Here is a 23,755-nt window from a genome sequence, read left to right as displayed (position 1 = left end):
AAACGGCGATTCCCCAGGCCGTCCGGACCTCCAGTGGACCAGACCTCCAGAGGCGGCCGTGAGGGCTTTACACGCGTAGACCCCACATGCCTAACTAATGACGCGCGCACGTCAAAGTACGGAACAGCACGGCTCTGCCCAGGTGGCACCGGCCGACGTCACCTCCTGCTCTCATCCCCACATGCGTACCGGAGGCAGTCATGTTCTCGTTCCCCAACCGCCCGACCGGCCCCCGCAGACGGACGACCACGGCGCTCGGCGTCCTCGTCGCGGCTCTCGCACTGACGGCGACCACTGCGTCCCACACCGCCGCCGCGCCCCAGCCCGACAAGGACCGCGTCAAGGTCAAGCCGGGCCAGGCGTACATGGGCGTGGGCGCCCGGGTCCACGACGACGTCCCCGCGGAACCGCCGTCGATGGGCACCATGGCCCCGACCGACGGCGTCCAGGGCATCGACGTCTCGCACTGGCAGGGCGCCATCAACTGGACCTCGGTGCGCAGTTCCGGCATCCAGTTCGCCTGGATCAAGGCGACCGAGGGCACCAGCTACAAGGACGCGCGGTTCAACACCAACTACCCGGCCGCACACGGTGCCGGCGTGATCCGCGGCGCGTACCACTTCGCGCGCCCCGACATCTCCAGCGGCGCGATCCAGGCGAACTACTTCGCCTCCAACGGCGGCGGCTGGTCACGGGACAACCTGACCCTGCCGGGCGTCCTGGACATCGAGCACAACCCCTACGGGGCCATGTGCTACGGCCTGTCCACCACACAGATGCGCACCTGGGTCAACGACTTCTACACCACCTACAAGTCCCGCACCGGCCGGGACGCGGTGATCTACACGACGTCCGGCTGGTGGAACACCTGCACCGGCAACTGGACCGGCATGTCCACCAAGAGCCCGCTGTGGGTGGCGCACTGGACCTCGGCGTCGTCCCCGACCATCCCGAGCGGTTTCCCGACCTGGACGGTGTGGCAGTACACCAGCACCGGCTCGGTCGGCGGCGTCTCCGGAAACGTGGACCGCAACCAGTTCAACGGTTCACGCGACCGGCTCCTGGCCCTCGCCAACAACACGTAACCGGCACCCGGTTCGGCACCGGCGGGGGACCCCTCCTCGCCGCTCCCCCAGCACGCGATCACGCGGTGGAGCCGACGGCCGACCCCGTCGGCTCCACCGTTTCCCCCCACCGTCTCCCCCGAGGAGCGATCGTGAACGCCGAGAACGCGCTCCGGCGCCGTCTCCTGCTCGCCGGTGCGGCCGGCCTGGCCGCCGCCACCGCCCTGCCGGGCACCACCCACGCACAGAGCACCGCCCGGGGGCGGAGCGCCGGTGGCGCGAAGGCCGCCGACGCCGTCGAGCCGGACATCGACAGCACCCGTGCCTGGGGCGCCCGTTCACCGCGCGGAAGCATCAGCCGGCTGTCGTACCGGCCGAGCCGGATCATCGTCCACCACACGGTGAGCGCCAACACCTCCGACTTCTCCCGCGCCCAGGCCCACTCCCACGCCCACTGGGTCCAGGACCTGCACATGGACAAGAACGGATGGGTCGACACCGGCTACCACTTCCTGGTCAGCCGGGGCGGCTGGATCACCGAGGGACGGCACGGCAGCCTCCAGGCCCTCACCGGCGGGAGCGGTTTCGTCCTCGGCGCCCACACCTCCGGGCAGAACGACCAGGCCGTCGGGATCGCCAACGAGGGCGCCTACCACGCGGGCGCCACACCTCCGCAGGCGCAGTGGGAGGTCCTGGTCGCCCTGTGCGCGTACACCTGCGCGCGCTACGGCATCCCCGCCACGCGGCTCCACGGTCACAAGGACTACGGCGACACCCTCTGCCCCGGGGTGTTCCACGACATGCTGCCCCGGCTGCGCGACGAGGTCGGGGCGGCTCTGGTGTAGCCGCCCCGACCCGTGCTCAGGCTTGAGCGGCGATCCGGGCCAGTCGCCGGGCCTGTGCTCGGGTGGAGCGGGCGATCTCGTCCTCGTCGGCCGTGCGGAGCCGGTTGTCCTCCACGATCTGACGGCCGTTGACGAACGACGCGGTGACCGGGGCCGCCGCGCCGAGGACCAGCGCGGCCACCGGGTCGGCGATGGAGGAGTGGGCGAGGGTGTCCATCCGCCACAGCACCAGGTCGGCGAGCTTGCCCGGCTCCAGCGAGCCGATCTCGGCGGCACGGCCCAGCACCCGGGCGCCTCCGTAGGTGCCCAGACGCAGCGCCTGGCGCGCCGTCAGGGCCGCTTCGCGGTGCGGGCCGAGGCGGCCCACGAGCAGGGCGTTGCGCAGTTCGGTGTGCAGTTCGCCGGACTCGTTGGACGCCGTGCCGTCCACGCCGAGACCGACCGGGACGCCGGCCGCCAGCAGGTCGGGGACGCGTGCGATGCCCGCGGCGAGGCGGGCGTTGGAAGAGGGGCAGTGGGCGACGCCCGTGCTCGTACGGGCGAAGGCGGCGATGTCGGAGTCGTTCATGTGGACGCAGTGCGCCATCCACACGTCCTCGCCGAGCCAGCCGGTGGACTCGAAGTAGTCGGTCGGGCTCATGCCGAACCGTTCGTGGCAGAACTTCTCCTCCTCCACCGTCTCCGAGCCGTGGGTGTGCAGGCGTACGCCGAGTCCGCGGGCCGACTCCGCTGACCGCCGCATCAGTTCGGTGGAGACGGAGAACGGTGAGCAGGGTGCGACGGCGACCTGGGTCATGGCGCCGAAGGAGGTGTCGTGGTGCCGGCGGACGGTCTCCTCGGTCGCGGCGAGGGCGTCCTGGAGCGTCTCGACGGCGAAGTCCGGGGGCAGTCCGCCGTCCTTCTCGCCGAGGTCCATGGAGCCGCGGGCGAGGGTGAAGCGCACCCCCATGTCACGGGCGGCGCGGATGATGGTGCCGGACAGGTCGCCGGTGCCCCGCGGGAAGACGTAGTGGTGGTCCATGGCGGTGGTGACGCCGCCGCGGACCATCATCGCGAGGGACCCCCGGGCCGCCGCGTCCACCATCGGCTCGTCGATGCGCGCCCAGGTCGGGTAGAGCGCGACGAGCCAGTCGAACAGGTTGTGGTCGGTGGCCAGGCCCCGGGTGAGCCACTGGTAGAAGTGGTGGTGGGTGTTGACCAGGCCGGGGGTCGCCAGATGTCCGGTGGCGTCGATACGGCGTACGACGTTCTCCAGGCCGTCGGGCGCCCTGCCCGCGCCGAGGGACTCGATGTGCCGGCCGGCCAGGACGAGGTGCCCGGAGGCGTACTCGGTGTCCTGCGCGTCGACGGTCGCGATCGCGCAGTTCTCGATGACGACGCGTTCGGTGACGACGCGTTCGGTGACGGTGTGCTGGTCCGGTGTCATGATGCGTCCGTTCGTCCCTTCTGCCCTCAGAGGTTGGTGAGGTCCGCCGGTATCAGCGCCTCACAGCCGTTCCGCAGGATCGTGGCCTCTATCAGACCGTAGGGGCGGTCGGCGGCGAGGTAGACGGCGCCGTCCTCGCTGTCGTTCTCGAGGCCGAAGGGTTCCAGGTCCACCTGGAAGTGGTGGCTGTTGGGGAGGGAGAAGCGGACCTCGTCTATCTCGTCGCGGTGGTCGATGATCCGCGCGCCCATCTGGTACATCGTCTGCTGCAGGGACAGGGAGTAGGTCTCGGCGAAGGCCTGGAGCATGTGCTGCTTCGTCCGCTCGTAGGACGTCTCCCAGTCGGGCATCGGCTGCTCGTCGCCGGTCCAGTTGAACCGCCAGCGGGCGGCGACCGAGGTGGCGAGGATACGGTCGTGGGTCTCCTTCAGCGTCGTGTACTTGTCCTTGACGTAGCCCCAGAACTCGGAGTCGGTGGAGTTCAGCACCGTCAGGTCCTTCAGGCCCGAGACGATCTCCCACCGCTCGCCGTCGTAGGTGACCTGCGCCAGCCGGGTCTCCTGGCCCTTGCGGACGAAGGAGTGCTCGCCCTCGTGGGCGTCGGAGGTGGCGATCCGTTCCCAGGCGTACTCCTCGACGCGGATGCGGGCCCGGTGGATGGGCTCCTGAGAGGTGACGAAGTGCCGGGCGAGATGGATGCCGAACTGCTCGGCGGACTCGATGCCGTGCTCCTTGGCGAACGCGAACACGGTGTTCTTGGTGGTGTCGGTCGGCAGGACGTTGGCGTTGGAGCCGGAGTAGTGGACCTCCTCCATGTCGCCGGACAGGGCGACGGAGACGTTCAGGTCCTTGATGTGGTGGGTGGCGCCGTTCCGCGTGATCCTGACGACCCGGTTCTCGGCCTTGCCGTACTGGTTCTGGCCCAGGACCACGGGGCGGGCAGGGCCGGAGGTGTCGGTCATCTCGCTAGCTCCCTCGGTATACGGAGTAGCCGAACGGGTTGAGCAGCAGCGGTACGTGGTAGTGCTCGCCCGGCACGACGGCGAACGTGACCGCCACCTCCGGGAAGAACACCCCGGAGCCGCCGTCCCGGTTCGCGGGGGCGTCCTGCCGCGCCCCGGCCCGCTGGTCGGTGAAGTACGGCTCCACGGCGAAGTCGAGCCGCAGGTGGGTGGTTCCCTCCGGCGGCGCCGGGAGGTCCTCGCACCGCCCGTCCGCGTCGGTCGCGGAGCCGCCGAGCGCCTGCCAGGGCGCCTGACGGCCGGAGCGGGCGGAGAGGTGGACGGCGACGCCCCGGGCGGGGCGGCCGACGCTGGTGTCCAGGATGTGCGTGGACACGGAGGCGGTGGACACGGAGGCGGTGGTGTCGGTGCTCATCTCTGCGTCAGTCCTCGTCGACGAGTCGGGCCAGACGGATGCGGTTGATCTTCCCCAGTTCGGTGCGGACGATCCCGCGCTCCCGCTCCGGCGTGTTGCCCAGGCGCGCGGTCAGCGCGTCACGCATCTGCTCGCCGGTCCGGCCGGTGGCGCAGATGAGGAACACATGGCCGAACCTCTCCTGGTAGGCGAGGTTCAGTTCGAGCATCTCCGCCTTGAGCCGGTCCGTCGCGGCGGTCATGCCGCTCTGCTCCCGCTGCGAGGCCGGGTCGCCGGGCCGGGGCCTGCCGATCGGCGGGTGCCCGGCCATCGCCTCCTGGAGGTCCGCCGCGCTCAGCCCGCTCACGGCGGCGTCGGAGGCGGCGTACAGGTCGTCGGCGGTGGCGTAGGGCCGGTCGGCGAGCAGTCGGCGGGCCCACGCCGTGGAGGCACACGCCTCGTGGAGGGCGGCGAGGGCCGCCGGCTCCTCCAGCGCGTTGAAGCGGGCCAGGCCCGGCGGCGTGGCAGTGGATGTCACGGTGGCCTCCCCGGCCGCGAGCGGCCTCGGTGCTGAGCGGGCGTGCCGACAGCTAACGCCGCCACGGGCCGTCACGTCAACAGTTTGTTGAAAACTGGCGGACGGCCACCGCGCCACGCAGCGCCAGGAGCGGTTCGTACGCCCCGGTCAGGGCTCAGGAGCCCTTCTCGCGGTTGAGGTAGTTGTAGACGGTGAACCGGCTGACGCCGAGCGCGCTCGCCACGGTCTCCACCCCGTGCCGTACGGCGAAGGCGCCGCGCGCCTCCAGGCTCCGCACGATCTCCTGCTTGGCCCTGCGGTCCAGCTCGGCGAGGGGTCTGCCCTGCCGGCGCTCGAGGGCGGCGAGCATGTGATCGAGGGAGTCGGCGAGCTGGGGCAGGCGCACGGCGACGGCGTCGACCCCCTCCCAGACGAGTACGACGTCGTCGGGACCGGCCTCGTCGGGCGGGAGCAGCTGCCCGCCCATGGCGTCGACGAGTGGCTTGACGGCCGCGATGAACGGCTCGTCCGCCGCGCCGCTCATTCCTCGCCCTCCGCGATCACGTTGACCTGGAGCGAGATCCGGGTGGCACCCGCCTCCAGGGACCGGCGCAGCAGGGCGTCGACGGTGGTGAGCACCGTGTCCGCGCCGCCCTCCGCGGTGTTCCCGAACGGCCCGACGTCCACCGAGTCCAGCTCGGCCGCCTCCACGACCTCCCGGGCCGCCACCGCGTGCGCGGGCGCCTCGTCCAGGTCGAAGGGCTCGGTCGTGAACTCCACTCTCAATCGCACTGCTCCCCCATGACATCGGCTCCGACCTGCTCGTCCTCTCGGCCCTCCGGCCGAGAGAGCACATTCGGGGCACTTCCTCCCGCCAGGGCGCCGAACGCCCGTCCCACCCCCGCCCCGGCCCGTTGCTCCGGATCGGGGAAGAGGTGGTTGTGGGCGTTCGGGGTCATCGCGGCGTCGGTGTGCCCCGGCCGCTCCGGCACGACCTTAACGGACTCCCCCCGCGGCGATCAGCAGGACGGCGGAGACGAAGTGGTCGCAGCCGTACCGACCGCTGCGGCTCCTGAGGTGGACACGAGGTCGTCGCCTCGGGAGGTCCTGTCGTTCACTCCTCCGGCGTGCGGGCGGGGCCTGGACGGCACAACTGCGCCCAGAGGCGGGCCGCTTCGTGTGCGCTGCGCCGGCGGTGGACGGCGGCACGGGCCCAGAGGCCGGTCGTGACGGTCGAACCCGTCAGGGCCGCCGCACAGGGCAGCCACCAGCCCCCGGTCACGAGCAGGAGTACGGCGACGACGGCCGGCGTGCTCCAGCCGCTGAGGCAGGCCACCGCCTCGGCACGACGGGACGCGGGCCGGTCGGCCCCCGCGCGCAGATCCACGAGGGCCGGCACGTACCAGACGGAGCCGGCCATGGTCACCGCCGCGGCGCCGAGGGCCAGGACTGGATGGGACACGGCTCAGCCCACCGTCTCCATGGCGGCGATCTCCGGGTGGTGCACGTCGAAGGCGGGGGACTCGGACCGGATGCGGGGCAAGGAGTTGACCGCACTTGCCGCACGCCACCGCCATGACCTCCATCGCCCGCCCCCCGAGCCGGTGCGCCTGGCACCTGTGCACGCCCTCGCGTACGACCCCTCTTGACAGCCCTCCAGATCCCCAGGCAGTCTTCCATTCAGCAGAAATAACTTTCCAGAATACGGAAAATGAGGTGGCCCCGATGCCGGGTGCCGAGTGGAGTACCGCCGCCGAGCAGCGCTTCGACGTCAACCTGTCGATCCTCTTCACCGAACTCCCGCTCCTGGAGCGCCCCGCGGCCGCCGCCGCGGCCGGTTTCACCGCGGTCGAGCTGTGGTGGCCCTGGGTCGACTCGCCCACACCGGAGCGGTCCGAACTGGACGGTCTGCAAAGGGCGATCGAGGACGCGGGCGTCCGGCTCACGGGCCTGAACTTCTACTCCGGGCAGCTCCCCGGCCCGGACCGCGGCGCCCTGTCCGTCCCGGGCGAGGAGTCGGAGCGGTTCCGCGCCAACGTCGAGGTCGCCGCGGACTTCGCCGAGTCCCTCGGCTGCACGGCCCTCAACGCGCTGTACGGCAACCGCGTCGACGGCGTGGATCCCGCCGAGCAGGACGCGCTCGCCCTGGAGAACCTCGCCCTCGCCGCCCGCGCGGCCCACCGGATCGGCGCGATCCTGTTGGTCGAGGCACTGAACCGGCCCGAGTCGCCGCGGTACCCGCTGGTGTCGGCGCCGGCGGCGGTGCGGGTCGTCGACCAGGTGAACGCGGCCACGGGACTGGGCAACGCCCGGTTCCTGATGGACCTGTACCACCTGTCCAGGAACGGCGAGGACCTGCCGGCGGTGATCGAGCGGTACGCCGCGCGGACCGGCCACGTGCAGATCGCCGACAACCCCGGCCGCGGTGCCCCCGGCACCGGCTCGCTCCCGCTGGCGGACCTCCTCGGACGGCTGCGGAAGGCGGGGTACGCGGGCTGGGTCGGCCTGGAGTACAAGCCCGGCGACCGGCCGAGCGCCGAGGCCTTCGACTGGCTGCCGGCCGAGGCCCGCGCCCCCCGCTGAGCAGTGGACGCCCGCAGACACCGCAGAGCGAAAGAGAGGCACCCCCGCATGAGCACCGGCCTTCCCAAGGTCTCCTGGATCGGCCTCGGCATCATGGGCTCCCCCATGTCCGAGAACCTGATCAAGGCGGGCTACGACGTCACCGGTCACACCCTGGAACAGGAGAAGCTGGAGCGGTTGGCCGCCGCGGGCGGCACCGCCGCCCCCTCCGTCGCCGAGGCGGTCCGTGACGCGGACGTGATCATCACCATGGTGCCCGCGTCCCCGCAGGTGGAGGCGGTCGCCTACGGACCCGACGGCATCCTGGAGAACGCCCGGCCCGGTGCCCTGCTGATCGACATGTCCTCGATCACCCCGCAGACCTCGGTCGACCTGGCCGCCGCCGCGAAGGACAAGGGCATCCGGGTGCTCGACGCCCCGGTGTCCGGCGGCGAGGCGGGCGCCGTCGAGGCGGTGCTGTCCATCATGGTCGGCGGTGAACAGGCCGACTTCGACCGGGCGAAGCCGCTCTTCGACGTACTCGGCAGGACGGTCGTGCGGTGCGGACCGCACGGCTCCGGCCAGACCGTGAAGGCCGCCAACCAGCTGATCGTCGCCGTCAACATCCAGGCGTGTGCCGAGGCCGTGGTCTTCCTGGAGAAGTCCGGCGTGGACCTGGCGGCCGCGCTGGACGTCCTGAACGGCGGTCTCGCGGGCTCCACCGTGCTGACCCGCAAGAAGGACGCCTTCCTCGCCCGTGACTTCGCGCCCGGCTTCCGCATCGATCTGCACCACAAGGACATGGGCATCGTCACCGACGCCGCCCGCACCGTCGGGGCGGCCCTGCCCGTCGGCGCGGTGGTCGCGCAACTGGTCGCGAGCCTGCGCGCGCAGGGTGACGGCGGCCTGGACCACTCCGCGCTGCTGCGCGCGGTGGAGCGGCTGTCCGGCGCCCGGGTCTGACCGTCCGACCCGCGTACGGCCGCCGACGGGGGGCGAGGCCGTACGCGCGGCCCGCGGGGTCTTTCCCGCGGGCGGGCGAGGGCGCCGCGGCGGCGCGCGAGCCAGTGCGGTGGTGAAGGCCGCCGGGGCACCTCCTGCGACCTGAGCGGAGGGGCGCCCGGTGCCGTCGCACCCGCCGCGGTCCCGAGCCCGGCCCACCGACCCCGTCCGGCGGCGCGAACACACCGTCGCGCCCGGTCTCGCGCCGCCGGACGGGCCCGCCTCCCGGCGTCCGGGGTGCGGATCCGCCCGGCGGGCAGGAGCCTGGGGGCATGGCACCTCCCACAAAACAACCGCACATCGTGGTCCATGCGCCGGCCCTGGACGGTTCGCGGCGGGTCACCTCGGGCGACGAGACGCTGGGCGTCGCCTCGCACGTCGACGACGTCGGCGAGATCCTGCGGCTGGCGGACCTCTACGTCACCGACGTCGAGGAGGCCGACCTCATCGAGTGGCAGGGCGGCGGCCCCGACGACTGGCCGGGCCTGTCGGAGCACCACGAGGCCTGAGCGGGGGCGGGGACGTACGGTCGTTCCCGGTCCACCGGTTGTACGGCAGCGGCCGTAGCCCGGCTACGGCACTCTCAAATGAACCTCTGAACCGGGCCCGGGAGGCTTCGAGCACCCCCGCCGACGGGCACATACCCCGTACGCGGGGCCCGCCGGCACGGGGGCGGCGGGCCCCGCTCAGGGGAAGCCCCGGGTGACGGCAGCGGCAGCGCTGATGTCCGCCGACGCCGTACGACACCCGTCAGACCTTCAGCGTCCTGATCGACGTCGGGGCGTGCCACGGCTCCGTCGCGATGTCCTCGAACTCGACGACGTCGCTTATGTCGTTGGTGGTCGACATGGAGATGTCGGTGACGCGCTCCAGGATCGCCTCGACGATCACCGGGACCCTGAACTCCGCGGCGAGCTCCTTGGCCTCCTCCAGTGCCGGGCCCAGTCCGCCGGGTTCGGTCACCCGGATCGCCTTGCAGCCGAGGCCCTCGGCGACCCGTACGTGGTCGACGCCGTAGACGCCCAGTTCGGGCGCGTTGACGTTCTCGAACTCCAGGTTGACCTGGAAGTCGATGTCGAACGCCCGCTGCGCCTGGCGGATGAGACCCAAGTAGGAGTTGTTGAGCAGGACATGGACGTAGGGGATCTTGTGCTGCGCCCCGACGGCCAGCTCTTCGAGCATGAACTGGAAGTCGTAGTCGCCGGACAGGGCGACGACCTGCGCACCGGGGTCGGCCTTGGCCACGCCCAGCGCCGCCGGGACGGTCCAGCCGAGGGGGCCGGCCTGGCCGCAGTTGATCCAGTGCCGGGGCCGGTGGACGTGCAGCATCTGGGCGCCGGCGATCTGTGCGAGGCCGATCGTCGAGACGTACCGCGTCTCCGGGCCGAAGGCCCTGTTCATCTCCTCGTAGACGCGCTGCGGCTTGATCGGGACGTCGTCGAAGTGCGTACGGCGCTGGAGCGTGGCCCGCTTCTCCTGTGCCGCGGCCGCCCAGGCGGAACGGTCGGGCAGCCCTCCCTCGGCGCTGAGTTCCTTGGCGACCCGGACGAACAGCTCCAGCGCGGCGCGCGCGTCGGAGGCGATGCCGTAGTCGGGAGCGAAGATCCGGCCGATCTGGGTGGGGTCGATGTCGACGTGGACGAAGGTCCGGCCGGCCGTGTAGACGTCGAGCCTGCCGGTGTGGCGGTTGGCCCAGCGGTTGCCGATGCCGAGGACGAAGTCGGACTCCAGGAAGGTCGCGTTGCCGTGGCGGTGCGAGGTCTGCAGGCCGACCATACCGGCGTTCAGTTCGTGGTCGTCGGGGAGGACGCCCCAGCCCATCAGGGTCGGTACGACCGGCGTACCGGTCAACTCGGCGAACTGCACGAGGAGTTCTGCGGCGTCGGCATTGAGGATGCCGCCGCCCGCGACGATCAGGGGGCGCTCGGCGGCGTTCAGCATGCCGAGCGCCTTCTCGATCTGGGCGCGGCTCGCGGCGGGCTTGTGGACGGGGAGCGACTCGTACGTCCCGGGGTCGAACTCGATCTCCGTCCGCTGCACGTCGATCGGCAGGTCGATGAGGACCGGGCCCGGCCGGCCGGAGCGCATGAGGTGGAAGGCCTGCTGGAAGACACCGGGGACCTGCGCGGCCTCCAGGACGGTCACCGCCATCTTGGTGACCGGCCTCGCGATGGCGGCGATGTCGACGGCCTGGAAGTCCTCCTTGTGGAGCACCGCGGTCGGGGCCTGGCCGGTGACGCACAGGATCGGAACGGAGTCGCCGGTCGCGGAGTACAGGCCGGTGATCATGTCGGTGCCGGCCGGACCGGAGGTCCCGACGCAGACCCCGATGTTGCCCGCTCGGGTACGGGTGTAGCCCTCGGCCATGTGCGAGGCGCCCTCGACATGGCGGGCGAGGGTGTGGGTGATGCCGCCGGAGGCCTTGAGCGCCGCGTAGAAGGGGTTGATCGCCGCGCCGGGGACACCGAACGCGTCGGTGACGCCCTCACGCTTGAGGATTTCTACTGCCGCGCGGGCAGCGGTCATTCGGGCCATGGAGTACTCCTGCTTCGCCTGTCGGATTCGCACTCCCGTCGCGCCCCGCGGTGCGCTTCTTCCGTATTACGGAAACTAACTTCTGCTATCTGGAATGAATGTAGGCAGGGTGGGCGAAGGCCGTCAAGAGAGCGGCACGAGGGCGTCAAGAGACGGCACGAGTGCCCTCCGGAAGCGGCGACCGCCGGACAGGGCGGGCGCGCGGGAGGACGATGGGGACTCCGGTCTGAGGTCAGGTCGTCCAGGAACGGAGGTGGTGGGGCCGTGCCCGAGAGCATGTCCGTGTCCGTGCGCTGTCCGGCCTGCCGCGGCGCGCACCGCTATACGGCGCCGTCGTACCCCTGTGTGTGCGGCGCACCCGTCGGCCTTCCGCTGGACGGGAACGCGGTGCCCGCACCGGTCGTCCACCGCGTCTGGCAGGACGACTGGGTCACCGTGCGCTGCGGGGACTGCGAACGGCCCGGCGAGTGGCCGCGGCCGGAACTCGGTTGCCCGTGCGGAACCGTACTGCGGATCCCGCTGGCCGACCCGGGCACCCCGCCCGGCCCCGATGCCGCACCCGCACCCTCACTCGGACCTCGGGAGACCGGCGCCGCTCCGCGCCCCGCCTTCCGCTCCGTGCCGATCCGCAGCGCCCGCGACGCGGTCACCGCCACCGTGCTGTATCTGCGGAGGCTCGGCCACGGGGACATCCGCCGCGCCGACCAGCGCCCTCCCTCCGGCATCGGGCTGGCCGGCCGGGGTGTCGTCGTCCTCCTCGAACCGTCCGCGCGTCGGGCGACACCGCGGGACGTGGAGTGCCTGTGGCTGACCGCCATGACGGAGTCCGCCCGGTGCCTGCACTTCTCCCTCGCCGGGTCCACCCCGGACGCCCGGGACCGCGCCGACCGCCTCGGCGTCCCGCTGTTCCTGCTCGACCTCACCGGCACCCCGCAGCCGGTGAACGCCCCGGCCGACGCCCTGGACGCCACCCTGACCTGAGAGCCGGCCCGAAACACCGCACCGCCTGCGAACCGGACCGAAAAGCCTGCGACGCGCCCGCCGCCACCGGCCGATACTCGGCACATGCGCATCCGCCCCGCCGCCCCCGACGAGCTGCCCGTCCTCCAGGACGTCGAACGGGCCGCCGGCGCCCCCTTCCGTGCCCTGGGCATGACGGAGATCGCCGACGACGAACCGCCCGCCCTGGACACCCTCGAGCACCACCGTCGGGCGGGGTACTGCTGGGTGGCGGCCGACGCCCGGGACCGGCCCGCCGCTTACCTGATCGCCGAGCCGGTGGACGCCGCGCTCCACGTCGAGCAGGTCTCCGTCCACCCGCGCGCCGCACGCCGCGGCGTGGGCCGGTCCCTGATCGCCCACGCCGCGCGACGGGCCGGGGAGGAGGGTCTGACCGCCCTGACACTGACCACGTTCGCCGACGTCCCGTGGAACGCCCCGTACTACGCCCGCCTCGGCTTCCGCACGCTGACCGAGGCCGAGCTCACGCCCGGTCTGCGCCGGATCCGCGCCGAGGAGAGCGAGCACGGCCTCGACCGGTGGCCGCGCCTGTGCATGCGCGGAAGCATCCGAACGCTCAGTCGACCGGGGCGGACGCCCGCCGGCCCGCCCGCACCGCGATCGGAGGGCTGACCGGATCGGCCGCACCCCACCCGCCCGCCGGACGGGTACCGGTCCCCCGGTCGTCTTCGCCCGCAGCGGTCCCGAGGTCCCCTGGAGCGGTGCCCGGGAGTCCCAGCCAGAACTCGCCGGAGCCTGCGATGTCCCCGTCGGACGGTCGTGCCGAACCGGCGTCCGCCACGCCTGCGAACTCGCTCTCCTGTCCGGGGCAGTGCAGTACGCTCCCGACCCGGTCGAGCCCCCGCCGACGGCAACGTCCTCATCTGCTGCGCCGAGCCCACCGAGGGGGTCGTCCTGGACCTGTGCGGAGCGGCGCCTCACCCCGGGCACGCGGGCACCACTGCCCGCCGGTCCGTGGTTCCGGGGAGTTCCGCCGTCACCGCGTGCCGCCGGCGGCCCACCCGGGGTCGTTGGGGTGGGGTTCGAGCGGGGTGACGGTGAGAGTCATCCAGGGACGCAGCGGCAGTGTGCCGAGCACCTTCTCCCGGAGCTCCTTCTCGTCCGCGGCCCGCCAGACCCCGATGCTGCGCAACTCTCCGACGGGACGCCACAGTCGGGCCAGGTTGCCGGTCGTCGAGAGTTCCCCCGCGCGGACCGCCTCGGCCGCCCTGCGCCGGTCGACCTCGTCCTGGCTGGTCCCCTCAGGGATCGTCGTGGTGATTTCGACGAGGAACTCCTGCATCGGTTCCGCTCCGTTCGGTGAAGGCCCCGGGGACGACGGGAAGGGCGAGTTCGCCGGTGGCCATCCGTCTCCCCCCGAGCGGAGCCGCGATCAGGTCGGACGCCGCCTCACCTCATGAGAGCCCTCACACGAGGTTTTTCAGCAGCCGTTCCGCGAGCACTTCGGCGGAGTGGGGATTCTGCCCGGTGATCAGGTTGCGGTCCTCGACCACATACGGCTTCCACATCTCGCCCCGGCTGTACTCGACGCCGACTTTCTCCTTGAGCTCGTCCTCGAGCAGCCACTGTGCCTTGTCGGCCAGTCCGACGGCCTCTTCCTCCTCATTGGTGAAGCCCGTGACCCGGTAGCCCTTGAAGGGCGACTCGCCGTGAATCCTGGTGGCCAGCATCGCGGCAGGGGCGTGGCACACGATGGCGAGCGGTTTGCCCGAGGCGAGTTGTTCGGTCAGTATCCGTCCCGCGTCGGCGTCCACCGACAGGTCCTGCATCGGGCCGTGGCCTCCGGGCAGGTACACCGCGTCGTAGTCCTGCAGTCGCACGTCCGAGAGTTTGATCGGCCGGCGCATGACCTCCGCGGAACGGATGATGGCTTCCAGTTCGAGCGCTCCCTCCTCACCGCCGGCCATCGCGGGGCGCAGGCTCATCATGTCGACGGTCGGCGTCACGCCGTCGGGCGTCGCGACGACGACCTCGTGGCCCGCCTCCGTGATCGCCTTGTACGGCTGCGCGAACTCCTCCGCCCAGTAGCCGGTGGCGTACCTCGTGCCGTCCTTCAGGACCAGGTACGTAGCTCCGGTGACCACGAAAAGCACCTTCGCCATCACGCATCACCTCCTCAGCCCCGTTTGGAAAAATTGAGGGGATTTGCACTGAAGGCCAGTCTAGGCACAGAAGCCATCGGGCACCTGCGGACAGCGGTTCGTCTCCCAAGGCCCGCAGTGCGACGTGTTGTTGACCGTCTCCGTGGACAAGGTCCGCCCGTTCTCCCGGACAGAGCCAGGCGGCAAGGTCCGGGCGAGGCAGCGCCCGCTGCTCGGCATGGCCGGTGGCGGGCCGCGCGCAGGGGATGCGCTCGTCGGCGACCTGGACGCCGACGGCCGTAGCCACCACTTGATCAGGGCGGTGTTCAGCGCCTCGGCCTCCGCCCACCAAGAGGGCACCGCGGTCAGCGGCAGCACGGCGGTGGGGACAGCCGCCGCGACGACCGGCCGCTCGGCGAGCATCGCGCGCAGCCCGATCCTGACACCGCCACGCTCCGTCGACACCCGATGCGCGGCGACGCGGGCATGGCCATGGGCGGCCGTACCGGCCGGAACGAGCCCGTAGACGCCGCCGAACAGCGCTGTTCCTGGCGGTCTCCGGGCCGACGCCCGCTGCGGGGTGGCCGGCCAGGGAAACGGTGGGCACGGCGGTACATCGCTACACCCTCCGCCGAAATGGCATGAATCACGGCAATGCGGAACGACCCGGTAGATCAGTGCCGGGTTGCGTACGGGCGGTGCACCGCCCGCTCCGACTGCGGTAGAGTGGATCTTGTACGCGCCGCCGGATCCGCCGGCGGTGGGTGATGCGTCGGTGGTCCAAGGAAAGACGCCCCGCTTCCTGCGGGGAAATGCAGGTGCAAGGCCTGCCCGGCGCTCGACGGAGAAGACCTCCGGCCCTGCTGTCCAGGGCCGGAGGTCTTCTCGCATCCGGTCGACGGCACGGCACCGGTCCCGGCCGCCGGGATCACCCCCGGATGACGCGCTACGTCGTCCAGCGGCGACGCCACCGCCCTGCCCCTGCCCCTGCCCCTGCCCCTGCCCCTGCCCCTGCCCCTGGGAGCCTGCCCCCGTTCTCTCCCTCACGGCGGAACGACGGACGCGCTCCGCGGCCCGGGGTCGCGGCGGAAGAGGTCACCGGAAGTCCTCCTCGCGGTACTCGGCCTCGGAACCCGCCGCCGTGGCCTCGCGCAGCTCGATGCGGCGGATCTTGCCGGAGACGGTCTTGGGCAGCTCGCCGAACTCCAGCCTGCGGATCCGCTTGTAGGGGGCGAGCACCTTGCGGGAGTGCTCGAAGAGCTCCCTCGCGGTGTCCGGGCCGGGCTGCCTGCCCTCCGCGAGCACGACGTACGCCTTGGGCACGGCCAGGCGCAGCTCGTCCGGAGCGGGCACGACGGCCGCCTCGGCGACCGCCTCGTGCTCCAGCAGGGCGCTCTCCAGCTCGAAGGGACTGATCTTGTAGTCACTCGCCTTGAAGACGTCGTCCGCGCGCCCGACATACGTGATGTACCCGTCTTCGTCCCGCGCGCCGATGTCGCCCGTCCGGTAGTAGCCGCCGGCCATGGCCTCCGCGGTGCGCTCGGGGTCGCCGTGGTAGCCGGTCATCAGGCCCACCGGACGGTGCGACAGGTCGAGCGCGATCTCGCCCTCGGCGGCGGGCGCGCCGGAGACCGGGTCGAGCAGTGCGACGCGGTAGCCGGGGCTGGGGCGGCCCATGGAGCCCGTCTTGAGGGGCTGGCCCGGGCTGTTGGAGACCTGGACGGCGGTCTCGGTCTGACCGAAGCCGTCGCGGATCGTCACGTTCCAGGCGCGCCGGATCTGCTCGATGACCTCGGGGTTGAGCGGCTCACCGGCGGCGACGACCTCGCGCGGCGGGGTGCGCAGCCGGGTGAGGTCGGCCTGGATGAACATGCGCCACACGGTCGGCGGCGCGCAGAAGGTGGTGACGCCGGCGCGGTCCATCTCGGTCATCAGCCGGACGGCGTCGAAGCGTGCGTAGTTGTGCAGGAAGACGGTCGCCTCGGCGTTCCACGGGGCGAAGAGGTTGGACCAGGCGTGCTTGGCCCAGCCGGGCGAGGAGATGTTCAGGTGCACGTCGCCGGGTTTCAGCCCGATCCAGTACATGGTGGCCAGGTGCCCGATGGGATACGTGGTGTGGGTGTGTTCGACGAGCTTGGGCCGGGCGGTGGTGCCCGAGGTGAAGTACAGCATCAGCGGGTCGTCGGCGAGGGTGGGCCCGTCGGGTGCGAAGTGCTCGGCGGCGCCCTGGGTGTCCTCGTACGGCAGCCAGGCGTCGCCCGCTCCCGCGCCGACCGCGACCCGGGTGTAGTCGCCGGGCACCCCGTCGAACTTCGCCGTGTCGGCGGCGCGGGCGATCACGTGCCGGACGCGGCCCCGGTCGACGCGGTCGCGCAGGTCGGCGGGGCCGAGCAGCGGGGTGGCGGGGATGACCACGGCGCGCAGTTTCATCGCGGCGAGCGCGGTCTCCCAGAGTTCGGCCTGGTTGCCGAGCATGACCAGCACCCGGTCCTCGGCGCGTACGCCCTGCTGGCGCAGCCAGTTCGCGACCTGGTCGGAGCGGCGGGCCAGTTCGGCGAAGGACAGCCTGGTCTGCTCGCCGTCCTCCTCGACGAGGTGCAGCGCGGTGCGGTCGTTGCCGTCCGCGATCACGTCGAACCAGTCGAGCGCCCAGTTGAACCGCTCGGGGCGCGGCCAGCGGAACCCCGCGTAGGCGGTGGCGTAGTCGTCGCGGTGTTCCAACAGGAAGTCCCGGGCCCTGCGGAACTCTTCCGTCGCCGTCGTCATCTGTCCTCCTCGGTGCCGAACCTTGCCGGGCGGCTCTCCCCCGTCGTGTAATCCGTGACGCAGGTCCCACTACCCCCGAACGGGGGGTGGGTACGCGGGAGCCGCGACGAAGGGGCGAACAGGTGACGGCCGGCCCGGCGGGAGCACTCGACGCGGTCGGGCCCGGTGGCGCGTCGGCCCGCCGGGCGTGGTGGCCGCCGTGGGTGTGCCGTGGTCTCGTACGGCCGCCATTACCGGTGTCCCGGGGCTTTGGATTTCATCCGCGCGGCACGCTGTTATTTCCCTCACCACACCGTCTCTCCGAAATGAAAGGGCCTGTTGCCTAATATTGGCCAGGACACGACACAGGAGGGGAGCGGTGACCGTGCGAGGGGACTTCAAGGAGCCTGCCAGGTGCCGCCCCGACCTGGTCATCGGCCGGGAGGAACCGTTCGCCGAGGCGCGCGAACAGCTCGCCCGAGGAGGCAGTGTGCTGCTTCACGGGCCCGCCGGAATAGGAAAGTCGACCGTGCTGCGGGCACTTGCGGCGGAAAACGCCGGCGCGGCGCCCACGGTGCTGCGCTGCTCGGCCACCGAGTCCGAATCCCACCTCCCGTTCCTGGCGCTGGCCGATCTGTTCGGTCTGGTCCTGGACCGGGTCTCCGGTGCGCTGCCCGCCGCGCAACGCACCGCCCTGGAGTCGGCGCTCACCGGCCGCGGCGAGTCGACCCTCCAACGGGACGGTCTCGCGCTGCGCCTGGCGGTGCTGTCCACCCTGCGGGCGCTCGCCGCCGAGGGACCCGTCCTGGTCGTCGCCGACGATCTGCAGTGGCTGGACCCGGCCAGCGCGGAGCTTCTCGGATTCGCCGCGCGGCGCCTCGGCGACACCCCCGTGCAGATGCTGTGCGCGGTGCGCACGGAGGGCCTGGAGGAGTACGACCGTCATCTGCGGGCCTGCCCGCCGGACACGCGCGTGGTGCGGCTGGGCCCGCTCTCCCGTGTCCAGGTGTCCACGCTGCTCGACCACCGCGGCTACACGGGCCTGTCCCGTACCACCGTCCGTGACATCCACCGCACCAGCGGCGGCAACCCGCTCTTCGCGCTCGAACTGGGCCGTGCCCTGGCCGAGAGCCCGACCCGCCCCCGCCCCGGTGAGCCGCTGCCGGTGCCGACCTCGCTGCGGGCCCTGGTGCTCAGCCGGCTGGAGATGCTGTCGGACGAGGCGCGCCGCACCCTGCTGGTGGCCAGCGTCGGCGCCCGCCCCACGCCGGCGCTGCTGCACGCGGCCGGCCGGGACCACGCCGAGGAGGAGACGGCCCAGGCCGCCGCGCTGGGTCTGCTGGCGACGGACCCGGAGGAGCCGGCCCTGCGTTTCGCGCATCCGCTGATCTCGGCCGCGCTGTACGCGGAGGCCTCGGCGCACGAGCGGCGGGCCGCGCACGCCGCGCTGTCCACGGCGGCCTCCGACCCCATCGAGCGGGCCCGGCATCTGGCCCTGGCCACGACCGGCACCGATCCGAAGGTGGCGGCCCGGCTCGCCGAGGCCGCCGCGCTGGCCCGGGACCGGGGGGCGCCCTCGGTCGCGGCCTCGCTGGGGCTGCTGGCGGCCCGTCACACTCCGGCGGACCCGTCGGCCGACGGCACGCGGGCGGACACGGCGTCGGACGGCGGCGAGCCGGGCCGCAGCGCGCCGAGTCCGGACGAGCGGCGGCTGCAGGCCGCCGAGGACGCCATCACCGCCGGTGAGGTGGATCTCGCCCGGGACATCGCGCGCGAGGTGCTGACCCGGGCCACGGTGCCCGCGGAGCGGGTGCGGGCGTGGATGGTGGTCATCGAGGCGGCCGGGCAGGCGCTCGGCGAGGTCGACGCGGTCTACCCGCAGGTGCTGGCGGACGCCGGCGACGACCCGCGGCTGCTCGCCCTGGTCCACTACCAGTTGGCCTGGCGGGAGGTGGTGGTGGACGGCGACTTCGCCAAGGCCCGGCTGGAGACCGCACACGCCGCGGAACTGGCCGCACGCGGCGGGGACCGGCGTACGGAGCTGATGGCGCTCGCCTTCCAGTCCTCCACCGAGACCCTGATGGGCCATCCGGACGCGCCCGCCACCATCGAGCGGGCCCTGCAGGAACCCCAGGACCCCGATGTGGCCTGCCACCACAACGGCGCCGCGTCGGCCAGGTTCCGCTGGCTGCTGATGAGCGACCAGCTGCCCGAGGCCCGCAGGAGCATCACCGGGCTGCTGCGGGAGGCCCGGCGGCGCGGCATGGTCGAGAGCGAGGTGCACTTCCTGCGTCTGCTCGCCGACACCGAACTGCGTTCCGGGCACTGCGGCCGGGCCCTGGACCTGACCCGCGAGAGCCTGCGGCTGGCCCGCGACTCCGGGATCGGCGAGAGCGCCTCGGCCATGCTCGCCTCCCTCGCGGAGGCCTCCGGCGGGGACGTGGACCGGGCGCTCGCACTGGCCCGGGAGGCCGCGGACCACGCCGAGGTGGACGGCGACCAGTTGTACCTCTCCCTCGCCCTGGCCGCCCTGGGCTACGCCCGGCTGGTCGCCGGGGACGCCGCGGCCGCGGTCCGTTCGCTGCGCCGGGTGCGGGAGTTGGAGCACGGCATGGGCATCCACGATCCGGCGCGGGGCCGCTGGCACGGCGATCTCGCCGAGGCGCTGGTGCGGATCGGTGAACCCGGCGAGGCGCAGGAACTCATCAACGTCACACGGCTGCACGCGCGGCGTCTGAACCGCTTGAGCGTGCTGGCCGTACTCGACCGCGCCGAGGCGCTGGTACGCGCGGCGCGCGGCGAACACGAGTCCGCCCGGGTGCAGTTGACGTCGGCTCAGGGCAGGCTCGCCGCGCTGGGTTTCGGCCTGGAGGAGGCGCGGGCCGCGTTCGCGCTGGCCCGGCTGCGTGCCCGGGCCCCGGGTCCGGCCCCGTACGACGAGGCCGCACGGCTGTTCCGGCGCTGCCGCGCGCTGCCCTGGCTGCGCCAGGTGGACGCGGCCGTGGCCCCCGGTCCGGTGGTGCCGGAGACCGTGCCCGTCGTCCCGGCGATCCCGGCCGCGCTGGACGGTCTCGCCTCGATGGAACGGCAGGTCGCCTCACTGGTGATGGAGGGGGCCACCAACCGGGAGATCGCCGGCCGGCTGTTCATCAGCGTGAAGACCGTCGAGGCGACCCTCACCCGGGTGTACCGGAAACTGGGCATCCGGTCGCGGGTGGACATCGTCCGGCTGGCAGCGGGCCGCCGTACGAAGTAATCGGGGCGGATGGGGAGTTCGGGGTTCCGGCGACCGAGGGTTTTCCCTGTCCGGCTCCCGTAGGGGCTTCCCTCATTGGGGGCTCGCGCTCCGGCTCGTAGCGTAATCCGTGCCGCTCGCCGGGCACACGGAGACCGGTGGCCCGGTCCCCGTGCTGAACCCCCCACCCCGTGCGACCCCCCACCGGCAACCGACGAGGAGACCGATGTCCGGGCTCATCCGCGCCAAGAAGGCCGCCGCGCTCGTCGCGGCGACCGCGGCCGCCGCCGCGACCGCACTGCTCACCGCCCCCTCCTCCGCCGCCGCTCCCCAGCCGATCGTCGGCGGCACCACGACCACGGCGTCCGCGTACCCGTTCGTCATGCAGATCACCGACGCCTCGCAGAACCAGTTCTGCGGCGGCACCCTGGTCACGCCCACGAAGGTGGTCACGGCCGCCCACTGCATGGTCGGCGAGACCACCGGCAGTGTGCGCGTGGTCGGCGGGCGCACCTACCTGAACGGCACCAACGGTACGGTGGCGCGCGTCAGCAGGATCTGGATCAGCCCGGACTACCGGAGCGTCACCCGCGGCGACGACGTCGCGGTGCTGACCCTGTCGACGTCGATGCCGTACTCCACGGCGGGCTACGTCTCCTCCTCGGACACCTCGGTGTACGCGGCCGGCACCACCGCCCGCATCCTGGGCTGGGGCACCACCTCCTCGGGCGGCAGCTCCTCCAACCAGTTGCGCACCGCGACCGTCCCGACGGTGTCCGACGCGAGCTGCGGCAGTTCGTACGGTTCCCGGTTCGTCCGGAGCGACATGGTGTGCGCCGGCCACTCCTCCGGCGGTGTGGACAGCTGCCAGGGCGACAGCGGCGGACCGCTGCTCATAGGCGGCCGGCTCGCGGGCATCACCTCCTGGGGCGACGGCTGCGCGGCGGCCGGATCCCCGGGCGTGTACACCCGGTTGACCACCTTCTCCGGGGAGGTCACGGCCCAGATCAACTCGTAGTCCCACGGGTCGGTGTGAGGCACCCGAGTTCCTGAGTACCCCTCAGGTGATTGCCAGGGGGCGTTGCGAGCTTCCACGAGCAGCCCGCAACGCCCCCTTTCCATGCCCGGGGGCGACCCTTCCCACCAAGGCCCATTCGGGACATTTCCTCGAGACGTGTAACACCGTGACGGTCACCGGACGCTGATCCGTACGGGACGCGAGAAGCGGCCCTTTTTCATGCAGTCGGGCACCACCCCGGAACAACCCCACAACGAAGGGCCGCCCCCAGTGAATCCCCACCCCACCGAGAACGGTGGAACCGCACAGAACCCGCAGAACCCGCAGACCCCCCAGACCGCCCAGAGCCCCCAGAGCCCTCGGAGCGACGCCGGCCGCCCCCGGGGAACCGAAGGCCTCCCGGTCTACGAGAGCCTGGTGCGCGAACGGGGTGACGTCGTGGCGGAGGTCCGCGAGGTGGCCGAACGCACGGAGTTCGAGCTGCGTCAGGTGCCGGCCTTCCGTCCCGGCACCCGACCGGCCCCGGCCCCCCCGGTGATGTCGCGCACCGGCTGAGCCGGTCGGGTGAGCCCTCCCCGCCCGGGCCACCACCGGGCGGACGGGATTCCCTAGGATCCTTCCGTGGCCACCTTCCAGCTCCAGCGCACGGCGCCCCTCCCGATCGACGAGACCTGGCGTCGGCTCACGGAGTGGCACCGCCACGGGGCGGCGGTCCCCCTCACCCGGATCACCGTGACCCCTCCCCCGCCCACCGGCGAGGGCACGGTCGTCGTCGCCCGCTCGGGTCTCGGCCCGCTCTCCTTCGACGACCCGATGGAGGTGACGGTGTGGCGGCCCCCCGGCCCCGGTTCCCCGGGCCTGTGCCGCCTGGAGAAGCGGGGCCGCGTGGTCCGGGGCTGGGCGGAGATCGAGGTCCGTCCGGGGCCGGGCGGCCGCACCCGCGTCCTGTGGCGCGAGGACCTGCGGGTCCGCTTCCTCCCCGCCTTCTGCGACCCCGCGCTGCGGTCGGTCTCCCGCCAGGTGTTCGGACGAGCGGTGAACACCCTGCTGCGACAGCCGTGACGGCCGGAGCGGCGGGTGATCACCGTGCCGGCGGCCCCACCCCTCACGCCCTCGAGCCGGTCCTGCCCGCGGGCTCGGGTGCGGGTGCGACGGCGGGCGGCGTGGGGTCGACGTCGTGGTGGATCGGGGTGTGGGCGCCGGTGAGGGGGACGCCGGTGCCGCCCCGACGGGTGGCGACGATCTCCGCGGCGATGGACAGGGCCGTCTCCTCCGGGGTGCGGGCGCCGAGGTCGAGGCCGATCGGGGAGCGCAGGCGGGCCAGTTCCGGGTCGGTGACGCCGGCCTCGCGCAGGCGGGCCTCGCGGTCCAGGTGGGTGCGGCGGGATCCCATCGCGCCGACGTAGGCGACCGGGAGGCGCAGGGCGAGCCGGAGCAGGGGGACGTCGAACTTCGCGTCGTGGGTGAGGACGCACAGGACCGTACGGGCGTCGACGTCGGTGCGTTCCAGGTACCGGTGCGGCCACTCGACGACGATCTCGTCGGCGTCCGGGAAGCGTGCCCGGGTGGCGAACACGGGGCGCGCGTCGCACACCGTGACCCGGTAGCCGAGGAACGTGCCGGCCCGGACCAGTGCCGACGCGAAGTCGATCGCGCCGAAGACGATCATCCGGGGCGGCGGGACCGACGACTCGACCAGCAGGGTCACCGGGGCGCCGCAGCGTGAACCCTCCGCGCCGATCTCCAGGGTGCCGGTGCGGCCCGCGTCCAGGAACGCGCCCGCCTCCCCCGCCACGGTGCGGTCGAGACCCGGACGGTCGCCGAAACCCCCCTCGTACGAGCCGTCGGGGTACACCGTGAGCGCGCGGCCCATCAGGTCGGCGGGGCCGCTCACGATCCGCGCCACGGCCGCCGCCTCGCCTCGCGCGGCGGCGGCGAGCGCGGCGGTGAGCGCCGGGCGGACGGGGTCCGCGGCCCGTACCGGTGTGATCAGGACGTCGATGACGCCGCCGCAGGTCAGACCGGTGGCGAAGGCGTCCTCGTCGCTGTAGCCGAAGCGTTCCAGGACGGTTTCGCCGTCCCGGAGCGCCTGCTCGCACAGCGCGTACACCGCGCCCTCCACGCAGCCGCCGGAGACCGAGCCGATCGCCGTGCCGTCGGTGTCCACCGCCAGCGCGGCGCCGGGCCCGCGGGGCCCGCTGCCGGTGACCGCCACCACGGTGGCGACCGCGAAGTCGCGGCCCTGCTCGGCCCACCGGTGCAGTTCCTCGGCGATGTCCAGCATCTCTCGGCCTCCTGAGCCGGGTGCTCCGGGCGGCGCGCGCTGTGGCCGTTCGTGTGCCGCCCGGA

At 72.6% G+C, this 23,755-nt stretch carries 25 protein-coding genes; 12 read left to right on the top strand and 13 right to left on the bottom strand.

The genetic code is table 11. The features are described from left to right. The first annotated feature begins 200 nt into the window (after positions 1–200). Both AB0I73_RS07975 and AB0I73_RS07970 read left to right on the top strand, forming a co-directional pair. Entirely contained in the window at positions 201–1,085 is an 885-nt protein-coding gene (locus tag AB0I73_RS07975) for a lysozyme (protein WP_363034909.1), read from the top strand. Positions 1,086–1,216: 131 nt separating this feature from the next. Further along, the gene (locus tag AB0I73_RS07970; protein WP_363034907.1) at positions 1,217–1,909 is read left to right on the top strand and encodes a peptidoglycan recognition family protein; all 693 of its coding nucleotides are present in this window, start codon (positions 1,217–1,219) and stop codon (positions 1,907–1,909) included. Positions 1,910–1,925: 16 nt separating this feature from the next. Here AB0I73_RS07970 and AB0I73_RS07965 read toward each other — a convergent pair whose 3' ends face one another. From AB0I73_RS07965 to AB0I73_RS07930, 8 genes are all read right to left on the bottom strand, one after another. Continuing rightward, positions 1,926–3,335: an 8-oxoguanine deaminase gene (locus AB0I73_RS07965; RefSeq protein ID WP_363034905.1), complete on the bottom strand. Its 1,410-nt coding sequence runs from the start codon at positions 3,333–3,335 to the stop codon at positions 1,926–1,928. Positions 3,336–3,361: 26 nt separating this feature from the next. Continuing rightward, positions 3,362–4,297 carry a factor-independent urate hydroxylase gene (gene pucL / locus AB0I73_RS07960; protein WP_363034903.1) on the bottom strand — a complete coding sequence of 312 codons (936 nt, stop codon included), beginning with the start codon at positions 4,295–4,297 and terminating at the stop codon, positions 3,362–3,364. A 4-nt stretch (positions 4,298–4,301) separates the two neighbouring features. Continuing rightward, positions 4,302–4,712, bottom strand: coding sequence for a hydroxyisourate hydrolase (gene uraH / locus AB0I73_RS07955; protein ID WP_363034901.1), 411 nt, complete (start codon positions 4,710–4,712; stop codon positions 4,302–4,304). Positions 4,713–4,719: 7 nt separating this feature from the next. Continuing rightward, positions 4,720–5,229, bottom strand: coding sequence for a 2-oxo-4-hydroxy-4-carboxy-5-ureidoimidazoline decarboxylase (gene uraD, locus AB0I73_RS07950; protein ID WP_363034899.1), 510 nt, complete (start codon positions 5,227–5,229; stop codon positions 4,720–4,722). Positions 5,230–5,383: 154 nt separating this feature from the next. Further along, positions 5,384–5,752, bottom strand: a complete 369-nt coding sequence (locus AB0I73_RS07945; protein ID WP_109378910.1) for a helix-turn-helix domain-containing protein — start codon at positions 5,750–5,752, stop codon at positions 5,384–5,386. After that, positions 5,749–6,000 (bottom strand): hypothetical protein, encoded by a 252-nt coding sequence (locus AB0I73_RS07940; RefSeq protein ID WP_109378911.1) that lies wholly within the window; start codon positions 5,998–6,000, stop codon positions 5,749–5,751. The genes AB0I73_RS07945 and AB0I73_RS07940 overlap by 4 nt, the downstream gene beginning before the upstream one ends. Beyond that, on the bottom strand, positions 5,991–6,200 hold the full coding sequence (locus tag AB0I73_RS07935) for a hypothetical protein (RefSeq protein ID WP_363034896.1): 210 nt from the start codon (positions 6,198–6,200) through the stop codon (positions 5,991–5,993). Before AB0I73_RS07935 ends, AB0I73_RS07940 begins: the two co-directional genes overlap by 10 nt. A 122-nt stretch (positions 6,201–6,322) precedes the next feature. Next, a complete protein-coding gene (locus tag AB0I73_RS07930; protein WP_363034894.1) occupies positions 6,323–6,670 on the bottom strand; it encodes a hypothetical protein in 348 nt (115 codons plus the stop codon). Positions 6,671–6,933: 263 nt separating this feature from the next. Between AB0I73_RS07930 and AB0I73_RS07925 the strand changes: the two genes are divergently transcribed. From AB0I73_RS07925 to AB0I73_RS07915, 3 genes are all read left to right on the top strand, one after another. After that, entirely contained in the window at positions 6,934–7,791 is an 858-nt protein-coding gene (locus AB0I73_RS07925) for a TIM barrel protein (protein WP_363034892.1), read from the top strand. 48 nt (positions 7,792–7,839) lie between these two features. Then, on the top strand, positions 7,840–8,733 hold the full coding sequence (locus AB0I73_RS07920) for a 2-hydroxy-3-oxopropionate reductase (protein ID WP_363034890.1): 894 nt from the start codon (positions 7,840–7,842) through the stop codon (positions 8,731–8,733). Between the two features lie 311 nt (positions 8,734–9,044). Beyond that, positions 9,045–9,281, top strand: a complete 237-nt coding sequence (locus AB0I73_RS07915; protein ID WP_363034888.1) for a hypothetical protein — start codon at positions 9,045–9,047, stop codon at positions 9,279–9,281. A gap of 241 nt (positions 9,282–9,522) precedes the next feature. Here AB0I73_RS07915 and gcl read toward each other — a convergent pair whose 3' ends face one another. After that, positions 9,523–11,307, bottom strand: a complete 1,785-nt coding sequence (gcl, locus tag AB0I73_RS07910) for a glyoxylate carboligase (protein ID WP_363034886.1) — start codon at positions 11,305–11,307, stop codon at positions 9,523–9,525. A gap of 276 nt (positions 11,308–11,583) precedes the next feature. Here gcl and AB0I73_RS07905 point away from each other — a divergent pair, with 276 nt between their 5' ends. Then, positions 11,584–12,288 (top strand): hypothetical protein, encoded by a 705-nt coding sequence (locus AB0I73_RS07905; RefSeq protein ID WP_363035044.1) that lies wholly within the window; start codon positions 11,584–11,586, stop codon positions 12,286–12,288. Positions 12,289–12,372: 84 nt separating this feature from the next. Continuing rightward, positions 12,373–12,939 (top strand): GNAT family N-acetyltransferase, encoded by a 567-nt coding sequence (locus tag AB0I73_RS07900; protein WP_363034884.1) that lies wholly within the window; start codon positions 12,373–12,375, stop codon positions 12,937–12,939. A gap of 364 nt (positions 12,940–13,303) precedes the next feature. On the opposite strand, the gene AB0I73_RS07895 is transcribed toward AB0I73_RS07900, so the two are convergent. Both AB0I73_RS07895 and AB0I73_RS07890 read right to left on the bottom strand, forming a co-directional pair. Beyond that, positions 13,304–13,609 (bottom strand): muconolactone Delta-isomerase family protein, encoded by a 306-nt coding sequence (locus AB0I73_RS07895; RefSeq protein WP_363034882.1) that lies wholly within the window; start codon positions 13,607–13,609, stop codon positions 13,304–13,306. 124 nt (positions 13,610–13,733) lie between these two features. Further along, the gene (locus AB0I73_RS07890) at positions 13,734–14,429 is read right to left on the bottom strand and encodes a type 1 glutamine amidotransferase domain-containing protein (protein ID WP_363034880.1); all 696 of its coding nucleotides are present in this window, start codon (positions 14,427–14,429) and stop codon (positions 13,734–13,736) included. Positions 14,430–14,559: 130 nt separating this feature from the next. Here AB0I73_RS07890 and AB0I73_RS07885 point away from each other — a divergent pair, with 130 nt between their 5' ends. Further along, positions 14,560–14,934 carry a hypothetical protein gene (locus AB0I73_RS07885; RefSeq protein WP_363034878.1) on the top strand — a complete coding sequence of 125 codons (375 nt, stop codon included), beginning with the start codon at positions 14,560–14,562 and terminating at the stop codon, positions 14,932–14,934. A gap of 569 nt (positions 14,935–15,503) precedes the next feature. On the opposite strand, the gene AB0I73_RS07880 is transcribed toward AB0I73_RS07885, so the two are convergent. Beyond that, a complete protein-coding gene (locus AB0I73_RS07880) occupies positions 15,504–17,174 on the bottom strand; it encodes an AMP-binding protein (protein ID WP_363034876.1) in 1,671 nt (556 codons plus the stop codon). 358 nt (positions 17,175–17,532) lie between these two features. On the opposite strand from AB0I73_RS07880, the gene AB0I73_RS07875 reads away from it, so the two are divergent. The 4 genes from AB0I73_RS07875 (at position 17,533) to AB0I73_RS07860 (ending at position 22,468) form a co-directional block, all read left to right on the top strand. After that, the gene (locus AB0I73_RS07875; protein WP_363034874.1) at positions 17,533–20,409 is read left to right on the top strand and encodes an AAA family ATPase; all 2,877 of its coding nucleotides are present in this window, start codon (positions 17,533–17,535) and stop codon (positions 20,407–20,409) included. Between the two features lie 205 nt (positions 20,410–20,614). Beyond that, entirely contained in the window at positions 20,615–21,406 is a 792-nt protein-coding gene (locus tag AB0I73_RS07870; RefSeq protein WP_363034872.1) for a serine protease, read from the top strand. Between the two features lie 270 nt (positions 21,407–21,676). After that, positions 21,677–21,961, top strand: a complete 285-nt coding sequence (locus AB0I73_RS07865) for a hypothetical protein (RefSeq protein WP_363034870.1) — start codon at positions 21,677–21,679, stop codon at positions 21,959–21,961. Positions 21,962–22,027: 66 nt separating this feature from the next. Then, entirely contained in the window at positions 22,028–22,468 is a 441-nt protein-coding gene (locus tag AB0I73_RS07860) for an Immediate-early protein 2 (protein WP_109378924.1), read from the top strand. Between the two features lie 43 nt (positions 22,469–22,511). On the opposite strand, the gene AB0I73_RS07855 is transcribed toward AB0I73_RS07860, so the two are convergent. Further along, positions 22,512–23,690: an XdhC/CoxI family protein gene (locus AB0I73_RS07855; protein WP_363034868.1), complete on the bottom strand. Its 1,179-nt coding sequence runs from the start codon at positions 23,688–23,690 to the stop codon at positions 22,512–22,514. Between the last annotated feature and the right edge of the window lie 65 nt (positions 23,691–23,755).

It is taken from the genome of Streptomyces sp. NPDC050388 (genome assembly GCF_040655635.1).
Taxonomy (GTDB): Bacteria; Actinomycetota; Actinomycetes; order Streptomycetales; family Streptomycetaceae; genus Streptomyces.
This window is presented reverse-complemented; position numbering and strand designations above follow the sequence as displayed.

Bases quoted from the DNA above. Each gene is read 5' to 3' on its own strand.
- AB0I73_RS07880 (WP_363034876.1), bottom strand. From the start codon at position 17,174: ATGACGACGGCGACGGAAGAGTTCCGCAGGGCCCGGGACTTCCTGTTG.
- gcl (WP_363034886.1), bottom strand. From the start codon at position 11,307: ATGGCCCGAATGACCGCTGCCCGCGCGGCAGTAGAAATCCTCAAGCGT.
- uraH (WP_363034901.1), bottom strand. From the start codon at position 4,712: ATGAGCACCGACACCACCGCCTCCGTGTCCACCGCCTCCGTGTCCACG.
- AB0I73_RS07890 (WP_363034880.1), bottom strand. From the start codon at position 14,429: ATGGCGAAGGTGCTTTTCGTGGTCACCGGAGCTACGTACCTGGTCCTG.
- AB0I73_RS07945 (WP_109378910.1), bottom strand. From the start codon at position 5,752: ATGAGCGGCGCGGCGGACGAGCCGTTCATCGCGGCCGTCAAGCCACTC.
- AB0I73_RS07855 (WP_363034868.1), bottom strand. From the start codon at position 23,690: ATGCTGGACATCGCCGAGGAACTGCACCGGTGGGCCGAGCAGGGCCGC.
- AB0I73_RS07975 (WP_363034909.1), top strand. From the start codon at position 201: ATGTTCTCGTTCCCCAACCGCCCGACCGGCCCCCGCAGACGGACGACC.
- AB0I73_RS07920 (WP_363034890.1), top strand. From the start codon at position 7,840: ATGAGCACCGGCCTTCCCAAGGTCTCCTGGATCGGCCTCGGCATCATG.
- AB0I73_RS07900 (WP_363034884.1), top strand. From the start codon at position 12,373: ATGCGCATCCGCCCCGCCGCCCCCGACGAGCTGCCCGTCCTCCAGGAC.
- AB0I73_RS07915 (WP_363034888.1), top strand. From the start codon at position 9,045: ATGGCACCTCCCACAAAACAACCGCACATCGTGGTCCATGCGCCGGCC.
- pucL (WP_363034903.1), bottom strand. From the start codon at position 4,297: ATGACCGACACCTCCGGCCCTGCCCGCCCCGTGGTCCTGGGCCAGAAC.
- AB0I73_RS07965 (WP_363034905.1), bottom strand. From the start codon at position 3,335: ATGACACCGGACCAGCACACCGTCACCGAACGCGTCGTCACCGAACGC.
- AB0I73_RS07925 (WP_363034892.1), top strand. From the start codon at position 6,934: ATGCCGGGTGCCGAGTGGAGTACCGCCGCCGAGCAGCGCTTCGACGTC.
- AB0I73_RS07870 (WP_363034872.1), top strand. From the start codon at position 20,615: ATGTCCGGGCTCATCCGCGCCAAGAAGGCCGCCGCGCTCGTCGCGGCG.
- AB0I73_RS07905 (WP_363035044.1), top strand. From the start codon at position 11,584: ATGTCCGTGTCCGTGCGCTGTCCGGCCTGCCGCGGCGCGCACCGCTAT.
- AB0I73_RS07895 (WP_363034882.1), bottom strand. From the start codon at position 13,609: ATGCAGGAGTTCCTCGTCGAAATCACCACGACGATCCCTGAGGGGACC.